General features: G+C 68.8%; 15 protein-coding genes and 1 tRNA gene. 13 read left to right on the top strand and 3 right to left on the bottom strand.

Annotated elements, in window-relative coordinates:
- Window positions 1-194 precede the first annotated feature (194 nt).
- From C5B99_RS17160 to C5B99_RS17215, 12 genes are all read left to right on the top strand, one after another.
- A tRNA-Ser gene (locus tag C5B99_RS17160) sits at window positions 195-284 on the top strand.
- Between the two features lie 167 nt (window positions 285-451).
- On the top strand, window positions 452-1,369 hold the full coding sequence (locus tag C5B99_RS17165; RefSeq protein ID WP_104244360.1) for a PRD domain-containing protein: 918 nt from the start codon (window positions 452-454) through the stop codon (window positions 1,367-1,369).
- A gap of 187 nt (window positions 1,370-1,556) precedes the next feature.
- A complete protein-coding gene (locus tag C5B99_RS17170; protein WP_104244336.1) occupies window positions 1,557-3,416 on the top strand; it encodes a beta-glucoside-specific PTS transporter subunit IIABC in 1,860 nt (619 codons plus the stop codon).
- Between the two features lie 60 nt (window positions 3,417-3,476).
- Entirely contained in the window at window positions 3,477-4,889 is a 1,413-nt protein-coding gene (locus tag C5B99_RS17175) for a glycoside hydrolase family 1 protein (RefSeq protein ID WP_104244338.1), read from the top strand.
- A 493-nt stretch (window positions 4,890-5,382) separates the two neighbouring features.
- Entirely contained in the window at window positions 5,383-6,825 is a 1,443-nt protein-coding gene (locus tag C5B99_RS17180) for an FAD-binding oxidoreductase (RefSeq protein WP_104244340.1), read from the top strand.
- Window positions 6,826-6,940: 115 nt separating this feature from the next.
- Window positions 6,941-8,599, top strand: coding sequence for an ABC transporter substrate-binding protein (locus C5B99_RS17185; RefSeq protein WP_104244342.1), 1,659 nt, complete (start codon window positions 6,941-6,943; stop codon window positions 8,597-8,599).
- 26 nt (window positions 8,600-8,625) lie between these two features.
- Window positions 8,626-9,675 carry an ABC transporter permease gene (locus C5B99_RS17190; RefSeq protein ID WP_104244344.1) on the top strand — a complete coding sequence of 350 codons (1,050 nt, stop codon included), beginning with the start codon at window positions 8,626-8,628 and terminating at the stop codon, window positions 9,673-9,675.
- Complete coding sequence (locus C5B99_RS17195) at window positions 9,672-10,541, top strand: ABC transporter permease (protein ID WP_104244346.1); 870 nt, start codon at window positions 9,672-9,674, stop codon at window positions 10,539-10,541. The genes C5B99_RS17190 and C5B99_RS17195 overlap by 4 nt, the downstream gene beginning before the upstream one ends.
- A 22-nt stretch (window positions 10,542-10,563) precedes the next feature.
- Window positions 10,564-12,303, top strand: coding sequence for an ABC transporter ATP-binding protein (locus C5B99_RS17200; RefSeq protein ID WP_104244348.1), 1,740 nt, complete (start codon window positions 10,564-10,566; stop codon window positions 12,301-12,303).
- Between the two features lie 74 nt (window positions 12,304-12,377).
- On the top strand, window positions 12,378-13,589 hold the full coding sequence (locus C5B99_RS17205; protein WP_104244350.1) for a PLP-dependent aminotransferase family protein: 1,212 nt from the start codon (window positions 12,378-12,380) through the stop codon (window positions 13,587-13,589).
- Window positions 13,590-13,613: 24 nt separating this feature from the next.
- Window positions 13,614-14,498 (top strand): helix-turn-helix domain-containing protein, encoded by an 885-nt coding sequence (locus tag C5B99_RS17210; protein ID WP_104244352.1) that lies wholly within the window; start codon window positions 13,614-13,616, stop codon window positions 14,496-14,498.
- A 238-nt stretch (window positions 14,499-14,736) separates the two neighbouring features.
- Window positions 14,737-15,582: a hypothetical protein gene (locus C5B99_RS17215; protein ID WP_104244354.1), complete on the top strand. Its 846-nt coding sequence runs from the start codon at window positions 14,737-14,739 to the stop codon at window positions 15,580-15,582.
- Window positions 15,583-15,870: 288 nt separating this feature from the next.
- Here C5B99_RS17215 and C5B99_RS17220 read toward each other — a convergent pair whose 3' ends face one another.
- From C5B99_RS17220 to C5B99_RS17230, 3 genes are all read right to left on the bottom strand, one after another.
- Window positions 15,871-16,641, bottom strand: coding sequence for an EI24 domain-containing protein (locus tag C5B99_RS17220; protein ID WP_104244362.1), 771 nt, complete (start codon window positions 16,639-16,641; stop codon window positions 15,871-15,873).
- Window positions 16,642-16,735: 94 nt separating this feature from the next.
- Window positions 16,736-17,359 carry a superoxide dismutase gene (locus tag C5B99_RS17225; RefSeq protein WP_104244356.1) on the bottom strand — a complete coding sequence of 208 codons (624 nt, stop codon included), beginning with the start codon at window positions 17,357-17,359 and terminating at the stop codon, window positions 16,736-16,738.
- Window positions 17,360-17,483: 124 nt separating this feature from the next.
- Entirely contained in the window at window positions 17,484-18,023 is a 540-nt protein-coding gene (locus tag C5B99_RS17230) for a flavin reductase family protein (protein ID WP_104244358.1), read from the bottom strand.
- A gap of 115 nt (window positions 18,024-18,138) precedes the next feature.
- Between C5B99_RS17230 and soxR the strand changes: the two genes are divergently transcribed.
- Window positions 18,139-18,630, top strand: a complete 492-nt coding sequence (soxR, locus tag C5B99_RS17235; protein ID WP_374953473.1) for a redox-sensitive transcriptional activator SoxR — start codon at window positions 18,139-18,141, stop codon at window positions 18,628-18,630.
- Window positions 18,631-18,848: the final 218 nt, after the last annotated feature.

Below are 18,848 nucleotides of genomic sequence, written 5' to 3' on the forward strand. Positions count from 1 at the left end.
GGATAGGTCGGTTTCGCCCCGTCCTGGGCCGCAACACGGGGTGAAACCGCCCCCTCCGCTGCCCGAATGGGGCGGTTTCACCCCGTGTTGCGGCCCAGGACGGGGCGAAACCGACCTATCCGTGGGGTTGGTCGTGCGAAATCGCGCGCTCAGTTCGGAAGTTGCGCCGCGACCCGCTACGATAGGTGAGTCTTGGAGACGTCGCATAGTCCGGCCGAGTGCACCACCCTGCTAAGGTGGAGTCCCCTTTGAGGGGACCAGGGGTTCAAATCCCCTCGTCTCCGCTCTGCAGAGAACACCAAGATGAAGCCCCGGTACGAGCCCAGCTCGGAGCCGGGGTTTCGTGCATCCGCGTGCGTCCGCTGAACCCGCATGCATCCACCTGAATGCACCGCCCAGCCGGCTCGCTCCCCGCGCTTGCCGTCGAGCCTGGCGCAATACAATGCCCATCATGGGCGAATCCCGCAGGAGGAGCTCCTCGAAGGCAGAAAGCTCCCCGACTCCTGGCATCTCGAAGGTCATCAACAACAACGTTGTGATCCAGATCGATGGGGCCGGGCAGGAGCGTGTGCTGATGGGGCGCGGTCTCGGCTTCCAGTTGAAGCCGGGTGACCTCATCGACCCCTCGAGGGTGGAGAAGACGTTCGTGCTCGCGACGGGCAGCGAGGGCGACCAGGCCCTGCAGCTGCTGAGCGCCGTGCCGTACCCCGTGGTCGAGGCGGTCATGAGCGCGGTCGACGAGGCCGAGCGGATGCTGGGACGCGACCTCGGCAAGCGGCTTCCCCTCGCGGTCATCGACCACATCCAGTACGTGCTCGAGCGGCTCGATCGGGGCATCCGCATTCCGGCGACGTCGATGCCGGAGCTGCGCGTGCTGCACCCGCAGGAGTTCGCGGCGTCGAAGCACATGGCGAAGGTCATCTCCTCGGCCCTCGACCGGGAGCTCCCGCCGGAGGAGGCCGTGTTCCTGACGATGCACGTGCTGAACTCGACGCGCGACGAGCCCGACGGCACTTCCGCCCTGCTCTTCCGCCGCGTCCAGCACGTGGTCGTGACCGTCGAAGCCGGCCTCGGCGTCGACCTCGACGTCGACAGCCACGACTACGCGCGCTTCGTGCTGCACATCCAGTTCCTCCTGCAGCGGCTCGTGTCGCGCAGCATGCTCCGCTCCACGGACTCGTCGTTCTTCGACTTCACGAAGCGCACCTACCCGCGCTCGTTCGCGATCGCCGAGCAGGTGAAGGGGTACGTGCGGGAGGCGACGGGGGTCGAGCTGACCGACGAGGAGCTCCTGTACGTGACGGTCCACATCGAACGGCTCGCGCAGCACATTGCCTATGGCACAGACGTGGAGCCGATGCTAGATTGACTGCCGCAGGGCAATGAAGTCCTGCGGAATCCTTGGATTGTTACCGGTCAAGCGGGCAAAACCTGAACTCATATCGCCGAAATGGCGGTGTTCGAGTTCAGGTTTTTTTGTTGCCCAAAATCTGCCGGTTCGGCCCAGGGGCTCCAGACCGAATTGCCGCCGATGGCGGGAGAAGGAGAGCGGTCCCATGGATCACTCAAGAGTTGCAGCGGATGTGCTCAAGGGCGTCGGCGGCGAAGAGAACGTCAAGTCGGTCGTGCACTGCATGACCCGGCTGCGCTTCGCGATCAGGGATGACGCGAAGATCGACAAGGCCGCTGTCAAGGCCATCCCGGGCGTCATCACGACGGCCGAGGCCGGCGGCCAGTACCAGGTCGTCATCGGCAACGAGGTCCCGGAGGTGTACGCCGAGCTCGGGAAGATCTCGAACCTCGTCGCGGGCACGCAGACGGCGACGGTCGATCCCGACGAGCCGAAGAAGAACCTCTTCAACCGCTTCATCTCGATGATCGCGGCGCTGTTCACCCCACTGCTGTGGGCGCTCGCCGGCACCGGTCTGCTGAAGGCATTCCTGTCCGCCGCGGCGACCTTCGGCTGGATCGCCACCGACACGTCGACGTACCTCGTCCTCAACGCGCTCTCCGACGCGTTCATCAACTTCCTGCCGATGGCGCTCGCGATCACGGCGGCACGCTACTTCAAGGCCTCCGAGTGGACCTCGTTCGCGATCGCCGGCGCGCTGGTCTATCCGACGATCACTCCGCTGGTCGGAGCCGAGGGGCTGACGTTCTTCGGCATCCCGTTCACGATGGTCAGCTACGTCTCCAGCGTCATCCCGATCATCCTCATCGTGTGGCTGCAGAGCTACGCGGAGAAGTTCCTCTACGCGAAGCTGCACTCCTCGGTCCGCCGCTTCCTGACGCCCATGATCGTCGTGCTCATCGCGGTGCCCCTCGTGTTCGTCGTCGTCGGCCCGATCTCCGCGCTCCTGAGCGGATGGCTCGGCGAGGGCATCGGCTGGATCTTCGCGAACGTCCCGTGGCTCGGCGGCGCGATCATGGGTGGTCTGTGGCAGGTCTTCGTCATCTTCGGACTCCACTGGGGCTTCGTGCCGCTGTTCACGCTCGAGTTCCAGGCAACAGGTCAGATCCTGCTGATCGGCCCGGTGTTCGCTGCCGTCCTCGCGCAGTCCGCTGCCGTCGCCGGCGTGTGGGTCCGCACCCGCGACAAGAAGCTCAAGTCGCTCGCCGCACCCGCCACGCTGTCCGGCTTCCTCGCCGGCATCACCGAGCCCGCGATCTACGGCATCAACCTGCCCCTCAAGCGCCCCTTCATCTTCGGCGTCATCGGCGGCGCACTCGGCGGGGCGATCATCGCCATGGGCGGCGTCTTCTCCACCGCTTTCGTCGTTCCCTCCGGGCTGGCGCTGCCTGCGCTCTTCGGCAACGGCAACATGGTCTTCCTCGGCCTCGGCCTGGTCGCGGCGATCGTGGTGTCGTTCCTCCTCACCGTCATCCTCGGCTTCAAGGACCCGGTGGAAGAGGAAGCTCCGGCCAAGGCCGCAAGCAACGACCTCGAGATCCTCAGCCCCCTCGACGGCACCGCGGTTGCGCTGTCCGAGGTCTCCGACCCCGTCTTCGCCGGCGGTGTGCTCGGCAAGGGCGCGGCGGTCATCCCCAGCTCCGGCGCCGTCTACGCACCGTTCGACGGTGTCGTGGCAGCCGCCTTCCCGACGGGCCACGCGGTGGGCCTGCGCCACGCGGACGGTGCCGAGGTGCTCATCCACATCGGGGTCGACACGGTGAAGCTGAACGGCCAGCACTTCACGATGAAGGTCGAGTCCGGCCAGGCCGTGAAGGCTGGCGAGCTGCTCATCGAGTTCGACGTCGACGCCGTCAAGGCGGCGGGCTACGACGTCACGACGCCCGTCATCATCACGAATTCAGAGCTGTACCCGGAGATCACGAGCCAGGTGACCGGCCCCATCTCGCACGGAGAGTCGCTGTACCTGGCCAAGTCGGTCGAGACCGTGGCGCTTGCCAAGTAACCGCATCCACACCGCACGACTTCACGCACCAACGCATCGCAGAACGAAGGAGACACGCGAATGACGACAACGAACTTCCCAGACGGATTCCTCTGGGGCGGCGCGACCGCAGCCAACCAGCTCGAGGGCGGCTACCTCGACGGGGGCAAGGGCCTCTCCATCCAGGACGTCATGCCGAAGGGCATCATGGCGCCGCCGACCGAGGGGCCGACGGACGACAACCTCAAGCACGTCGGCATCGACTTCTACAACCGCTACGCGGAGGACATCGCGCTCTTCGCCGAGATGGGGTTCAAGACGTTCCGCTTCTCGATCGCGTGGAGCCGCATCTTCCCGAAGGGCGACGAGCTGGAGCCCAACGAGGAGGGCCTCGCGTTCTACGACCGAGTGCTCGACGAGCTGGAGAAGCACGGCATCGAGCCGCTCGTCACGATCTCGCACTACGAGACGCCGCTGCACCTCGCGCAGCAGTACGACGGCTGGGTGAGCCGCGAGCTCATCGGCTTCTACGAGCGCTACGCCCGAGTGCTGTTCGAGCGCTACGGCTCGCGAGTGAAGTACTGGCTCACGTTCAACGAGATCAACTCGGTGCTGCACGCCCCGCTCCTGAGCGGTGGCATCCTCACTCCGAAGGAGCAGCTCAGCGAGCAGGACCTGTACCAGGCCATCCACCACGAGCTCGTCGCCTCGGCGCTCGCGACGAAGATCGCGCACGAGGTCGCCCCGAATGCGCAGGTCGGCTGCATGCTCATCGCCATGCCCGTCTACCCGCTCACGCCGAGCCCCGCGGATGCGCTCAAGGTCATGGACGTCGACCACTCGAACCTCATGTTCGGCGACGTGCACGTGCGCGGCGAGTACCCGGGCTTCGCGCTGCGCCTCTTCAAGGAGAAGGGCATCGACCTCAACATCACGGATGAGGACCGCGAGATCCTGAAGAACACGGTCGACTTCATCTCGTTCAGCTACTACATGAGCATCGCCGAGACGGCGGATCCCGCTGCCGGCGCCGGTGAAGGCAACATCATGGGCGGCGTGCCCAACCCGACGCTGGAGAAGAGCGAGTGGGGCTGGGCGATCGACCCGACCGGCCTGCGCATCGTCATGAACCAGTTCTGGGAGCGGTGGCAGAAGCCGCTGTTCATCGTCGAGAACGGGCTCGGGGCGAAGGACCAGCTCGTCGAGATCGACGGCGTGAAGACCGTCGATGACGGCTACCGCATCGCCTACCTCAACGACCACCTCGTGCAGGCAGGCGAAGCGATCGCTGACGGCGTCGAGCTGCTCGGCTACACGACGTGGGGCTGCATCGACCTCGTCTCGGCGAGCACGGCGCAGCTGAGCAAGCGGTACGGCTTCATCTACGTCGACCGCAACGACGACGGCTCCGGCACACTCGAGCGCTACAAGAAGAAGTCGTTCGACTGGTACGCCGAGGTCATCCGCACCAACGGAGGCAGTCTGCAGGCGTAACGGCCAGCATCCCGAGCCCCGAACATCCCGGTCCCTGCGGCCCGGATACAGGGGCCGGCACTCGCAGAAGGCGGGTCGCGCATATCGCGCGGCCCGCCTTTTCGCGTCGAGCGGGCGAGCGCGCGGGCGCGCGGGCTCTGCCGAACGGGTGCCGGGCGGGCCTGTCCAACATCAGTGCAATGTCGGGCGTTCCAGGCCCCCAGGGCCGAGTTCGGCCGCTTTCTGCACTGATGTTGGACAGTCGACGCGGGAAGCGACCGGTCGTCTTGGACCGCGCGACCGGATTGTCCGCGGCGCGACCCGCCGCGCGTGTTGCCTGTGAGGCAACTCGGGGTCGAGCGTGCGCCACTTTCTGGCGTGGTTGATGACGCACCGTGACGCCGCCTGAAGCCCGACAACGTTCGGCGAAGGGAAGCGACGACGGCGCCTGTTCACGTGATGGGCGCTTCCGTACCTTTCGAGGGGTCCTCCCGCCTCCCGTCGAAAGGCCAGCATGCCCACCGAGCTCGCCACCCCCGCGCCGACCGCGCCGCTCTCCTCGCTCGAGGGAACGCAACCGCTGCAGCGGCTCATCGGCGAGCTGCAGGCGGAGCTGCCGCAGCTCGAGGTGCGCGTGCCCTCGGCGCTGACACGCGAGTACGCGGTGGATGCGAGCACGAGGGGCCGCCTCGCCGGCATCGACATCGGCCCGGCCGTCGCGTTCCCGAGCACGGCCGCGGAGGTGCAGGTGATCGTGCGAACGGCGGCCGAGCTTGGCATCGCGGTGGTGCCGCGCGGCGCTGGCTCCGGCCTCGCAGGAGGCGCGACCGCCGACGAGCGGCAGCTGGTCGTCTCGACGGAGCGCCTCGACCGGGTCGTCGAGGTGAGCCCGCTCGACGAGGTCGCCGTGGTCGAGCCGGGCGTCATCAACGCCGACCTCAACCGCCACCTCGAGCCGTACGGCCTCTTCTACGCCCCGGACCCGGCCAGCTGGGACATCTCGTCCATCGGCGGCAACATCGCCACCAACGCCGGCGGGCTGCGCTGCGCGAAGTACGGGGTCACGCGCGAGTCGATCCTCGCGCTCGACGTCGTGCTCGCCGACGGCGCCCTCGTGCACGTCGGCCACCGCTCCATCAAGGGCGTCACGGGCCTCGACCTCGTCTCCCTCTTCGTCGGCTCGGAGGGCATTCTCGGCATCGTCGTCGCGGCGACCGTGCGCCTGCGTCCGATCCCCGTCGCCCGCCGCACGGTGTCGGCGTTCTTCGCGACGACGGCAGCTGGCGCGGATGCGCTCGCCGCCATCACCCGCAGCACGGTGCGCCCGAGCGTTGTCGAGTTCTTCGATTCCCGCACGCTCGCGAACATCGACGCGCACAGCGGCAGCACGCTCACCGCCCGCGGTGGCGCCCTGCTGCTCATCGAGCTCGACGGCTACGGCATCGACGAGCAGTCCGCCGACCTCCGCGCGGCGCTCGAAGCCGTCGGCGGGCTCGTCACCGAGGAGAGCGTCGAGGACGGCGAGGCGCTGTGGGAGCTGCGCCGTTCAGGGCGCGGCTTCGATCCCGCCGAGTGGTTCGCGGGCGGCGACATCGCCGTTCCCAAGTCACGCATCCCCGACATCTTCGCCCACTTCCCGGTCGTCGAGGAGCGCTTCGGCGTCACGGTGGGCGCTGTCGCGCACGCCGGCGACGGCAACCTGCACCCCGTCATCACGCTCCGCATCCCGGAGGGAGCGGACCCGGCCGTCGTCCCGCCGCAGCTGCATGACGCGGCCGTCGCCCTCGCCGAGTTCGCGCTCGAGCTCGGCGGAACCGTGAGCGGTGAGCACGGCATCGGCTCCTCGAAGCTCGAGCTCGCAGCCCTCGAGCTGTCCGAGCGGAACCGGGAGGTGCAGCACGCCATCAAGCGTGCGCTCGACCCCGCCGCGCTCTTCAACCCGGGCAAGGCCATCTGACCCGGCGCCGCGAGCGCCCCATCCCGAGCATCCGCTCACCAGCACACGCACACGCACACGCACCCACCGACCACCCGCTATCCCCAAAGCAGACCCCGAGAAAGCAGCCACCACCATGTCGACACGACACCCACGACTCCGACGGAAACTCGCCGCAGCCATCGGCGTGCTCGCCAGCATGTCGCTCCTCGCAGCCTGCGCGACGTCCGACGCCGCCCCGGGAGCCGCGGGGGAGGGCGAGCCGAAGAACGGCGGCGACATCACGTTCCTCATCGACTCCCTCGGCGACAGCTGGATCCCCAACAACAGCGCCATCTCCAGCTACCAGGGGCACGTCTGGGGCCACGTCACCGACAAGCTCGTGTACGTCGACGGCGAGGGCAACGTCAGCCCGTGGGTCGCGGAGAGCTGGGAGCAGAACGACGACGCGACGGAGTACACGCTGCACCTCAAGGACGGCGTGACCTTCTCAGACGGCACCCCCGTCGACGCCGCGGCGGTCGTCGCGAACCTCGACATCTGGGCCAAGGGCGACCCCGACCGCGGCATCAACCGCATCGGGCTGTTCCCCGCCGCGAACTACGACGGTGCGACCGCGGTCGACGCGGCGACCGTCGAGGTGAAGTTCTCGAAGCCCACCCTCGGCTTCATCCCGACGCTCGGCTACCACGGCTCGATCCTCACCTCACCGGCCGTCATCGCGCTGCCGGCCGAGGAGCAGGCCGACCTCAGCAACTTCGTCGGCAGCGGCCCGTTCACGGTCGAGTCCTGGCAGGAGGGGCAGGACGTGGTCCTGACCAAGCGCGAGGACTACACCTGGGGTCCGGAGGCGCTCGAGCACACGGGCCCCGCGTTCCTCGACTCCATCACCTACCAGATCGTCGCCGAGCCGTCGCTGCGCACCTCCTCGGTGCAGGCTGGCCAGGCGGACGTCGCCTACAACACCTCCCCGCAGGAGCTGGATGCGCTCGCCGACGAGGGCCTCGAGGTCGCGGTTCCCCGCTACCTGGGCTTCGTCAACGGCTACGCGCTGAACACGCAGGTCGCCCCGTTCGACGAGACCGAGGTGCGTCAGGCATTCCAGCACGGCATCGACCGCGACGAGATCCTCTCCACCGTGTACACGGAGGACTGGGAGGCCGCGGAGTCGTTCATCCAGAGCAACGTCCCCGAGGCGACGGACCACAGCGACGCGTTCGCGTTCGACCCGGAGGAGTCGAAGAAGCTGCTGGATGCGGCCGGCTGGACGGCAGGCGCTGACGGCATCCGCTCGAAGAACGGCGAGACCCTCGCCGTGACGCTCTACCCGAACCCCTACCTCGCCACCTCGCAGTCGGTCGACGAGCTCGTGGCGCAGCAGCTCAAGAAGATCGGCTTCGACGTGAAGATCGAGGCGTACGACGTCGTCACGTACGGCGAGCGCGTGCTCAACAGCGGCGTCGAGATCCAGGCCACCGAGATCACGCGCAGCTTTATCGACGTCGGCACGGTCGCGGGCATCCTCACGAGCCTCAACGAGGGCGACGAGGACTGGTTCGGCGTGGGAACGAGCGACACGAAGCTCAACGAGTACGCCGAGGGCATCTCGAGCTCGAGCGACACCGAGGCGCGCGCGGCGCTCGCCGACGAGCTGCAGGGGTACGTGCTCGAGCAGGGCTACTTCGCCCCGATCACGCAGATCGTGCAGCGCGTCTACGTGCAGTCGCCGAACCTGCACGGCGTCACGTACAACGGCGTCGCGTACGCCAACTACGCCACGGCCTGGGTCGACTAGGCCCCGGCCGGCGGGAGGGGATCAGCATGAGACAGAACTACACGCGCTTCGCGCTGAGGCGCACTGGCCAGGCGATCATCGTCGTGCTGCTCGCCTACGTCTTCACGTTCTTCGTCATCAGCGTGCTGCCGGGGGACCCGGTCACGAGCACGCTGCGCAACCCCGACAACGGGTTCACGGAGGAGGAGATCGCCCGCATCGTGGCCTACTACGGCCTCGACCAGCCGCTGCTCGTGCAGCTGTGGGGTTCGCTCACGAGGTTCGTCGTCGGTGACTTCGGCGTCTCGCTGCGCTCGAACCTGCCCGTCGCCGACCTCATCGGGGATGCGCTGCCCTCGACGCTCGCTCTCGCGGGCAGTGCCCTTCTCGTGGCGGTTGTGCTCGCCGTGCTCATCGCGTTCGGCACGCAGGTGCTGCCGGTCCGCTACGGCCAGGGCGTCCTGCGCGCGTTCCCGTCGCTGTTCCTGTCGGTGCCGAACTTCGTCATCGGCCTGCTCCTCATCAACGTGTTCGCGTTCGGGCTCGGCCTGTTCCGCATCGTCGACCCGGAGAGCGCGTGGGCGACGTTCTTCGCCGCCGTCGCCCTCGGCATCCCGGTCTCGGCGCAGATCGCGGAGGTGCTCATCACGAACCTCGACCACGCGTCCTCGCAGGAGTACGCGTCGGTGGCGCGCTCCCGCGGGCTCACGCAGCGGCGACTCTTCACGCGGCACCTCCTGAAGCCGTCGGCGCTGCCCGCGGTGACGGTGCTCGCGCTCACGGTGGGCGAGCTGCTCGGCGGCTCCCTCATCACGGAGGCCGTCTTCGGGCGCAGCGGCATCGGCAGCATCGTGCAGCGGGCCGTCGCCAGCCAGGACCTGCCGGTGCTGCAGGCGGTCGTCGGCCTCGCCGCCGTCGTCTTCGTGCTCGTCAACCTCCTCGCCGACCTGGCCTACCCGATCCTCGATCCGCGCGTCGACATCGAAGGAAACCGCAAGAAGGGCGGGCCCGTCATCGGCGACGCGGACGCGTCGGCACCCGAGTCCTCCTCCACACCGTCCGACTCCCCGGTCAAGGAAGAGGCGAGCATCGTATGACCTCCGCAGTTCTGAACGCCGTACCGGGCGCGACCGGCTCCCGCAGTCCCAGGGCCGCGTTCAAGGTTCGCGCGATCGGCGTCTTCCCCCCGACGGTCGTGCTGTCGTTCGTCGTCATCGCCCTGGTGCTCGCCTGGTCGCTGCTGCCCGGCGTCTTCACCTCCTCCAGCCCGGTCGACGGCGTCCCCGCCGACAAGTTCCTGGCGCCCAGCCCGCAGCACTGGTTCGGCACCGATCACCTCGGACGCGACCAGTTCGCCAGGGTCGTCTTCGGCACGCAGTCCTCGATCTCGTCGGCGCTGGTCGCCGTCATCATCGGCGTCGTCGTGGGCGGCGCGATCGGTCTCATCGGCGGGTTCATCGGCTCCTGGACCGACACGGTGCTCGCCAGGTTCGTGGATGTGCTGCTCGCCATCCCCAGCTTCCTCCTGGCCGTCGTCATCGTCTCCTCCCTCGGCTTCCAGACCATCAACGCCGCGATCGCCACGGGCGTCTCCGCCGTGGCGGTGTTCGCCCGCGTCATGAGATCCGAGGTGCTGAAGACGCGGCGGGCCACGTTCGTGGAGGCCGCCTACCTCCAGGGCGGGTCGAAGTGGCACGTGCTCGGCCGCCACGTCCTCCCCAACGCGTCTCGCTCCGTCCTGGCGCTCGCGGTGCTGCAGTTCGGGCTCTCGATCCTCGTCATCGCTGGCCTCGCGTTCCTCGGCTACGGCGACCCGCCGCCCGCATCCGACTGGGGGCTGCTCATCTCCAACGGCAAGGACTACCCGCGGGCACCCTGGCTCGTGCTGTGGCCAGCGCTGGTCACCATCGCGACGGTGCTCTCCGTCAACCGCATCAGCCGGTGGCTCCGGCAGACGTCCTGATCGAACGCACGAGAGGCACGCAATGACCCACGCATCCGCATCTGCATCTGCATCCGCATCTGCATCTGCATCTGCATCTGCATCTGCACCCGCACCCGCTCCCGAATCCTCCGCTCAGCCCCTCCTGCAGGTCGAGAACCTGTCGGTCGCGTACGGCAGGAGCGAGGTCGTCTCCGACGTCAGCTTCACGCTGAACCGTGGCGAGAGCCTCGCGCTCATCGGCGAGTCCGGGTCCGGGAAGTCCACGATCGCCCGCGCGATCCTGCGCCTCCTGCCGGACGGCGGTCGAGCGGCTGGGAGCATCCGCTTCGAGGGGAAGGACGTGCTCGCGTACTCGCCGCGCCAGTTCCGCCCCCTGCGCGGTACCCGCATCGGCTTCGTGCCGCAGGACCCGGCGAACGCCCTCAACCCGGTGCGCACCATCGGCTCCCAGGCGCACGAGGCGGCCGACCTCGTCGACGGCCTCTCCCGCGACGAGCAGCGGGAGCTCATCTTCGCGACGTTCGAGCGGGTCGGCTTGCCCGACCCGAAGCGCGTGTACGAGTCCTACCCCCACCAGCTCTCCGGCGGCATGCTGCAGCGTGTGCTCATCGGGCTCGCCGTGCTGCCGAGCCCCGAGCTGCTCATCGCGGACGAGCCGACGAGTGCGCTCGACGTGACGATCCAGAAGCGCATCCTCGGGGTGCTCAGCGAGCTGCAGAGCGAACTCGGCATCGGGCTCGTGCTCATCACGCACGACCTCGCGATCGCGGCCGAGCGCACGCAGAAGATCGTCGTCCTCAAGGGAGGCGAGGTGCAGGAGGCCGGCGCGACGGAGCACGTGTTCACCGAGTCCACGTCGCCGTACACGGTTCGTCTGCGGCAGGATGCCCCCGCCCTGAACCCCGACCGCTACGGTTCGCTGCTGCAGCGCGACAGCCGAGGCGCCGCGACCGAGCAGGTCGCGGTCACGGGCGTGTCGAAGAGCTTCTCGGTCGGGGAGCGACGGGTCGCGGCGTTGGACGACGTGTCGTTCGCGGTGAGGGCAGGCACGACGCACGCGCTCGTGGGGGAGTCCGGCTCGGGCAAGACCACGGCTGTCCGCATCCTGCTCGGCCTCGAGGAGGCGGACGCCGGCGAGATCCGCGTCGGCGACGAGCGAGTCGACGGCAGCTCTCCCAAGCAGCTCCGCGAGATCCGCCGCCACCTGCAGCTCGTCTATCAGAACCCGTTCACCTCCCTCGATCCGACGTGGCGTGTGGAGCGCATCGTGCGCGAGCCGCTCGACCGCTACAAGGTCGGCGACAAGCGAGAGCGCGCCGAGAAGGCTCGGGCCACCCTCGCGTCCGTCGGCCTGGGCGCGGAGTTCCTGTCCAGGAAGCCGTCTGCCCTCTCCGGCGGCCAGCGCCAGCGTGTCGCCATCGCGCGCGCCCTCGTGCTCCGACCGGACGTGCTCGTGCTCGACGAGCCGACCTCCGCCCTCGACGTGACCGTGCAGGCGGAGATCTTCGAGGTGCTGTTCCAGCTGCAGGCTGAGCTGGGGCTCACCTACCTGTTCGTCTCCCACGATCTCGCACTCGTCCGCCAGGTCGCAGACACGGTGTCGGTGCTCCAGGGCGGCAGGGTCGTCGAGTCCGGACGGGTTGCCGAGGTGCTCGCGCATCCCGAGCAGCCATACACGCGGGCCCTCATCGATGCCATCCCCACGCCCCGGTACGGGCATGCGGCCCCGTTGGCGGATGCGCACGCGACGCCCGCCGTGCAGGTCCCGGCGCTCGTCTGAGCGACCCGCACCTCCGAACCTCCACCTGAACCGACCGAGGCCGAGCGCCTCGTGCGAGAGAGAACGACGACACCATGACAAGCACCGCCAGCACGCAGACCCTCACGCCGACCTGGACGTCGACGGAGCTCGCGCGCGCCTTCAACGCGCCGAAGGGCTTCGGCGACGCGACCCTGCGCGACCGGCGCCCTGACTCCATCGAGCTGCTCGGCGGCATCCCCGACCCATCGGTGCTCCCCTCCGCCGAGCTCGCCGAGGCGACCGCGCGGGTGCTGTCCGTGCCGGGCGTGCCCGCGCTGCAGTACGGGCGAACCGAGGGCGTGCCCGCGCTGCGGGAGTGGATCGCCGCACGCGAGGGCGTGCCGGTATCGCGTGTGCTCATCACGAACGGCGGGTTCCACGGCATCTCGCTCGCCGTGCAGCTCGTGGTCGAGCGGGGCGGTCTCGTCGCGGTCGACAACCCGATCTTCCCGCTGTTCCTGCGCGGCCTCGAACTCTCCGATGCGCGGATCCTGCCGATCACGGTCGGCCGCGACGGCTTCGACGTCGCCGAGCTGGAGGCCCATCTGATCGCCGGCGCGCGTCCGGCGGCCGTCTACACGGTGCCCGACTTCCACAACCCCTCGCAGCACAGTCTGACCCTCGAGGGGCGCCGTGAGCTCGTGCGCCTCGCGGAGCGGTACGACTTCATCCTGCTGGCCGACAACCCGTACCGGGAGCTGCGCTTCCGCGGCGAAGAGCTCGACTTCGAGATCTTCAACAGCTCCTCGCACGTGATCCACATCAACACCTTCACGAAGACGCTCGGCCCCGGCCTGCGTCTCGGCTGGATCGTGCTGCCGGAGCGGCTCGTCCCCGACTTCGTGTCGCTGCGCGCGCGTCAGGACTCGCACTCGTCGCAGCTCGTGCAGCATGCGGTCGCCGAGCTGCTCGGGACGACGCCCACGTTCTTCGACGACACGCTCGCGTCGGCGCGAGAGCTGTACCGGGAACGGGCGGATGCGCTCTCCGCCGCGCTCGAGGCCCACGCGCCCGGGGTCTTCGAGATCGACGCGCCAGATGGCGGCCTGTTCCTGTGGCCGCGCCTCGTCGACGACGCGATCGACGCGGACAGGCTCGCCGAGGATGCCAGCGCTGAGGGCATCGGCTACCAGCGCGGCTCGTTCTTCCCGTCTGGGCCGGGCACCGACGCGCCTCGCCGCCTGCGGCTCGCCTACGGAGACACCCCCGTCGAGCGCCTGCAGGAGGCGGCCGCGCGCCTCGGCCGCGCACTCGAGAAGCAATAAGCGGACTCGTGCCAAAATATTCGGGTGGCTTCTCCGCAACGATACCGGCGTCGGGGCAGGGGTGCGGCTGAGTTCGCCGAACTCAGCGGCTACCGCGTCGAAGGTGCGCAGGCGGAGTTCGCGGTCGATGTCACGGCCATCGACCTCGGCGATGTCGCCATGTGGCGGCTGCACCTCACGCCCGTCCAGGCCACGATCGCGGACGTCCTGCCTGGGGAGCTCGAGACGGTGCAGGTGCTCTCCACCGTCTCGGGGACGATGACCGTCAGGATCGCAGGAATCTCCCACGAGCTGACTCCGGGCTCGTACCTCCTCTTCGACCCGCGGCGGCCGCACGATGTGTCGAGCGCGGATGAGACGACCTCGTTCCTCTACTCGGTCCGGCGCTCCGCGGTCGAGCCGATCATCCGGGAGTTCCCCCTCAGGGTCGACGCAGACCCTGTCTACAGTCGCGCCCTGCGCGCGCTCGTCACGAGCATCCTGGACTCCGAGAGGGACTACTCCGGGCCTGGCGCGGGAAACCTGCGCATCGCGATCGAGTCGGCGCTGCTCGCGAGCATCGCGGAGGCGGTGGGGCGTTTCCGGGCGACCACGAGCGAAGGCGGCGACCGGTTCCTGGTCCTGATCGAGGGGGCCAGGCAGATCATCGCGGGAGAGTTCGCCGACCGTTCGCTCTCGGCGACCACCCTCGCGCGGCGCCTCAGCGTCTCGCGTTCCCTGCTGCACAGGGCGTTCGAGAGCGTCGGCATGACGCCAGCGGTGGAGCTGCGCAACGCTCGGGCGAGGCATGCCAGGCACCTCCTGGCTACGGGCGATTCGCCGACGCAGCGCAGGGCCGCGGCCAGGGCGTCGGGCTTCGCATCGGTGACATCGATGCTCGCGGCGATCGAGGCACTCGGCCGCGACTGACGCCGGAGCGGCCTGTTCTGTCGCGAGAATCGTCGATTCCGTCGCCGGACCGACCGGAAGGTCTATCCCTGCGCATAGAGTCGCGAGGTCGAACGCTCGTGTGCCCCCAGGCGACGTAGCGCGACCACGGACGCGAATCGCTCAGATGCGGTACGCCCACTCCCAGCACTCCGCAGCACCGCACTCCCATGCGGTGCTCGCTCGTGTGCCCAATTTTCGGAACCCAGAAAGTCGCGCAATGAACACCTCCCCCGAACCCGCCAACGTCGCAGCAACGCCCACGACGACCACCCGCCGCACCCTGCTCACCGCAGCCGCCTGGTCGGCGCCGGTCGTGGCCACAGCCATCGCGGCTCCCCTCGCAGCCGCCTCCACGCTGTGCGTCGACCCCGACGTCGGCATCAACTGGGGGCTCGCGACCGTCAGCGGAACCGCGGCGACCCTCGGCGCATCCTCGACTCTCGACCGCACGGCCGTCTTCCGCCCGCAGAACTCGACCCGGCCCACGACGTCCAACATCAGCGCCACGGTGCGCCACACCTTCAGCGGCAACATGCGGGCGGAGACGAACGACGGCACCGTCTCGGCGCAGAACGTCGGCGGCATCGGCCAGCGCGGCTACCAGATCAACCAGTTCAACGGCCCGAACGCCCTGACGCAGCCGTCTGCAAACGACTTCCAGACCGTCGTCTTCACCTTCGCTGAGGACCTCTACAACGTGCGCTTCTCCATCACCGACATCGACCGGCTCTGGCGAGCGGGGAACGGCCTCACGCGCGACTTCCTCGACGGTGTTGTGCTCGAGTCCGCGGCACCGAGGACGTTCTCGATCCCGAGCGGCTCCACGGTCACGGGCGCCGGGACCGCCACGAGCCCCTGGTACAACTCGGTCGACGGCAACAAAGCCGAGGACGCCCCCGGTGGCCAGGTCGACGTCGTCTTCGCCGGCCCGGTGCGCTCGTTCACGGTGCGCTACTTCAACCTCGGGTACATGCTCGGCACCACGAACAACACGGTGAACACCGACAACGACCAGACGATCTTCGTCACCGGTCTGCGGGTCGAGCGCCGGGCCGCCTGCTAGGGCAATCCAGCTCGGTCGCCTCTCACCCTCCTCCGGCAGGCGAAGCTGAACCGTCGGTCGTCCCAGCCTCGGGCCCGGGACGGCCTGCGGTTCGCGGCCGCACACCGGGAGGCGCGCGACGTGGCGCTCGAGGCAGCGGGCCGCGCACTCGCCGAATCGGCGAGCGGGGCCCGCTGCTGCGAGCTGTTGCTGCGAGCCGCTGGACCAGTCGCTCGGTCCAGGCTGCTGAACCAGGCAGTGGAGCGGAGGGGTCAGTACCGGCCGGCGTCGGGGCGTTCTGCCCTGGATCTATCGCTCCGCGCTCACGGCTGAACCGGCGCCGGCCAGCCCGCGCTCGTCGAGCAGGCGGCGAGCCAGCACCGTCGAGCCGGCGACGGCAGCAGGCATCGTGAAGACGGCCCCACCAGGCACCATGAAGCAGAGCTGCGTCGCGACGCCGAAGCCGAGTAGCTGCGCACGATTCCCGCGGATGACGGAGGCGCGCTGCTCGCCGAGCAGCCGGCGCGCATCCAGTGCCCTGCCGGTGAGCTCCCGCGACAGGACCGTCCCATTGAGTGTGACGCCGACGACCGCCGCGGCGACCGAGCCGATGAGCGGGATGACGCCCACGATCGCGACGGCGATGGCCGCGAGGATGCCCATGCCGACGAGCCACAGGCTGCCTCTGACCGCCGCGAGGAGCCCGAGCCCCTCGCCCGGGTTCTCATCACCGAGGTCGCGCTCGACGGACAGCCAGATGCGCTCGTAGAACGGATCGCCGACGGTCAGCGTGATGGCGGTGAACGTCGTGACCGACAGGAAGACGCCGCCCGCGACGATGAGGGTCATGAAGGCGATGCGCAGGACGTTGCGCCACACCTCGTCCCACGACGCCGCCCAAGGGGTGGCCCACTCGACGAGGTCGTCGACGAAGAACAGGAGCGTGACGAGCGCGGCGCCAACGAGCAGGAAGACGATGAGCGCTGGTATGAGCCCGAGCAGCATCAGATGCGGCTTCTTCTTCCAGTACCCGAAGCCCTGGAAGAGCGCGCTGACGCCTGAGAAGAACTGCCCGATCATGCCACCGAGACTACTGAGGCGCGGCAGGGAAGCGGATGCGTGCATCCGTTCCCCCGCCGCGCCTCAGGAGCTGTGCGGTTCGAGCGAGAAGAACCTAGAGCGTGATGAGGCCGTTGGTCTTCGTCGTCGCGGCGTCGTAACGCTGCTGCACGTTGTCCCAGTCCGCGATGTTCCAGAACGCCTTGATGTAGTCGGCGCGAACGTTGCGGTAGTCGAGGTAGTAGGCGTGCTCCCAGACGTCGAGCATGAGCAGCGGGACGAGCCCGAACGGCACGTTGCCCTGCTGGTCGAAGAGCTGGAAGATGGCGAGCTGCTCGCCGAGCACGTCGTAGGCGAGGACAGCCCATCCGGAGCCCTGCACGCCGAGCGCCACTGCCGTGAACTGCGCGACGAACGCATCGAAGGAGCCGAACTGCTCGTCGATCGCCGTGGCGAGCGAGCCAGTGGCCTGGCCGCCGCCGTTGGGGGAGAGGTTGGTCCAGAAGATGGAGTGGTTGACGTGGCCGCCGAGGTTGAACGCGAGGTCCTTCTCGAGCTTGTTCACGTTGGCGAGGTTGCCGCTCTCGCGGGCCTCGGCGAGCTGCTCGAGCGCCGTGTTCGCGCCCTTCACGTAGGTGGCGTGGTGCTTCGAGTGGTGCAGCTCCATGATCTCGCCGCTGATGCTCGGGGCGAGGGCGGAGTAGTCGTAGGCCAGGTCGGGAAGGGTGTATGCGGTCATGGTGTGACCCTCTTTCTGTCGTGTTCTGCGGTATTGGTGAGTTTGGGTGGTGTGAGGGGCGGCCGAATCGCGGGTTCGGTCGCGGGTTGATGCGGCGGGTTGCGGCGCGGGTTCAGTCGCGGGTTCAGTCGCCGAACGTAGCGGCGTCGAGGCGGCCGAAACGGCGGTTCTGGTACATGAGCGGCGGGAGCGTGCTGCCGTGCAGGACCTCGAGGACCTCGGCGAGCACGATGGTCGAGCCGCCGACCTTGACGGTGCTGGCGATGCGGCAGCGCAGCGTCTCGCGAGCCTCGGGGAGGAAGGGCTCGCCCGTGGGGAAGTGATCCCAGCCCTGTTCCGGAGTGAAACGGGGGGCGCCGCTGCGGGCGAAGTCGAGGGCGATCTGCTCCTGCTCGTGGCTGAGGAGGTTCACGGTGACGTCGCCGGCTTCGAGGAGTCCGCCGGCGCTGCCGGTGGCCCGCGTCACGGAGAACGAGAGCGTGGCGGGGTCGACGGCGACGGAGCTCACGCTCGATGCGGTGAGGCCGACGGGGCCGTTCGCGGTCTGGGCCGCGATGATGGCGACGGCTGCGGGGTGCTCCCTGAAGGCGGCCTTGAACTCTTCTGCCAGCGCTGCTTGGGGCAACGCCGCTGGGACTGGTGCCTCGGGGGCGGGTTCTGTCATCGAGTGGGCTCTCTGCCTGTTCTGGAGGACGGTGATCGGAGTTGCGTGTGCGTTTCCTCTTCGAGGCTAGAACCTAAAGTAAGGTTGAAGTCAATTCGAACGGTGGGATTTCACTGTGAGCGAGACACGCAAGGACACAGAGGCGCTCGATCGGGTGTCGGCGCAGCCGCACATCTCCGACGAGCTGCTCACCGTGAGCGACATGGTGCGTCGGACGGGCGTCGCCGCATCCGCGCTGCGCTTCTACGAGGAGCTCGAGCTGATCGCGGCGGTGCGCACCGCCGGCAACCAGCGTCGGTACGCCCGCCACATGATTCGGCGGGTCTCGCTCATCTCGGTTGCGAAGCGCCTCGGCATCCCCCTGTCTGATGTGCAGGATGCGTTTGCCGACCTGCCGAGCGATGCGACGCCCAGCCAGGAGGACTGGCAGCGCGCTTCGCGGCGGTGGAAGCGGACGCTCGAGGAGCGGCGGCGCGGCATCGAGCGCCTCGAGCACGAGCTCATGGGATGCATCGGCTGCGGCTGCCTGTCGATGAAGGCCTGCGGGCTCCTCAACCCCGACGATGCCCTCGCCGGCGGAGGAGCCGGCCCTCGCCGCCTCGACTGAGCGCCGCCCGCCCGCGCGCGCCCGCGCGCGCCCGCGCGCGCCCGCGCGCGCCCGCGCGCGCCCATCCACCTGCCCAATCCGCGCACCCCCTTCGCTGCCCCGCGACTCTCCGCCGCCGAGGGCTGACTTGTGGTCGTTTCGGGCCCGGAATGCCGACCATAAGTCAGCCCTGGACCGCGCAGCAGTGCGGGGTGAGCGGGGGCGAGCGCGAGCGGGGC

It is taken from the genome of Pseudoclavibacter sp. Z016 (assembly GCF_002931215.1).
Taxonomy (GTDB): domain Bacteria; phylum Actinomycetota; class Actinomycetes; order Actinomycetales; family Microbacteriaceae; genus Pseudoclavibacter.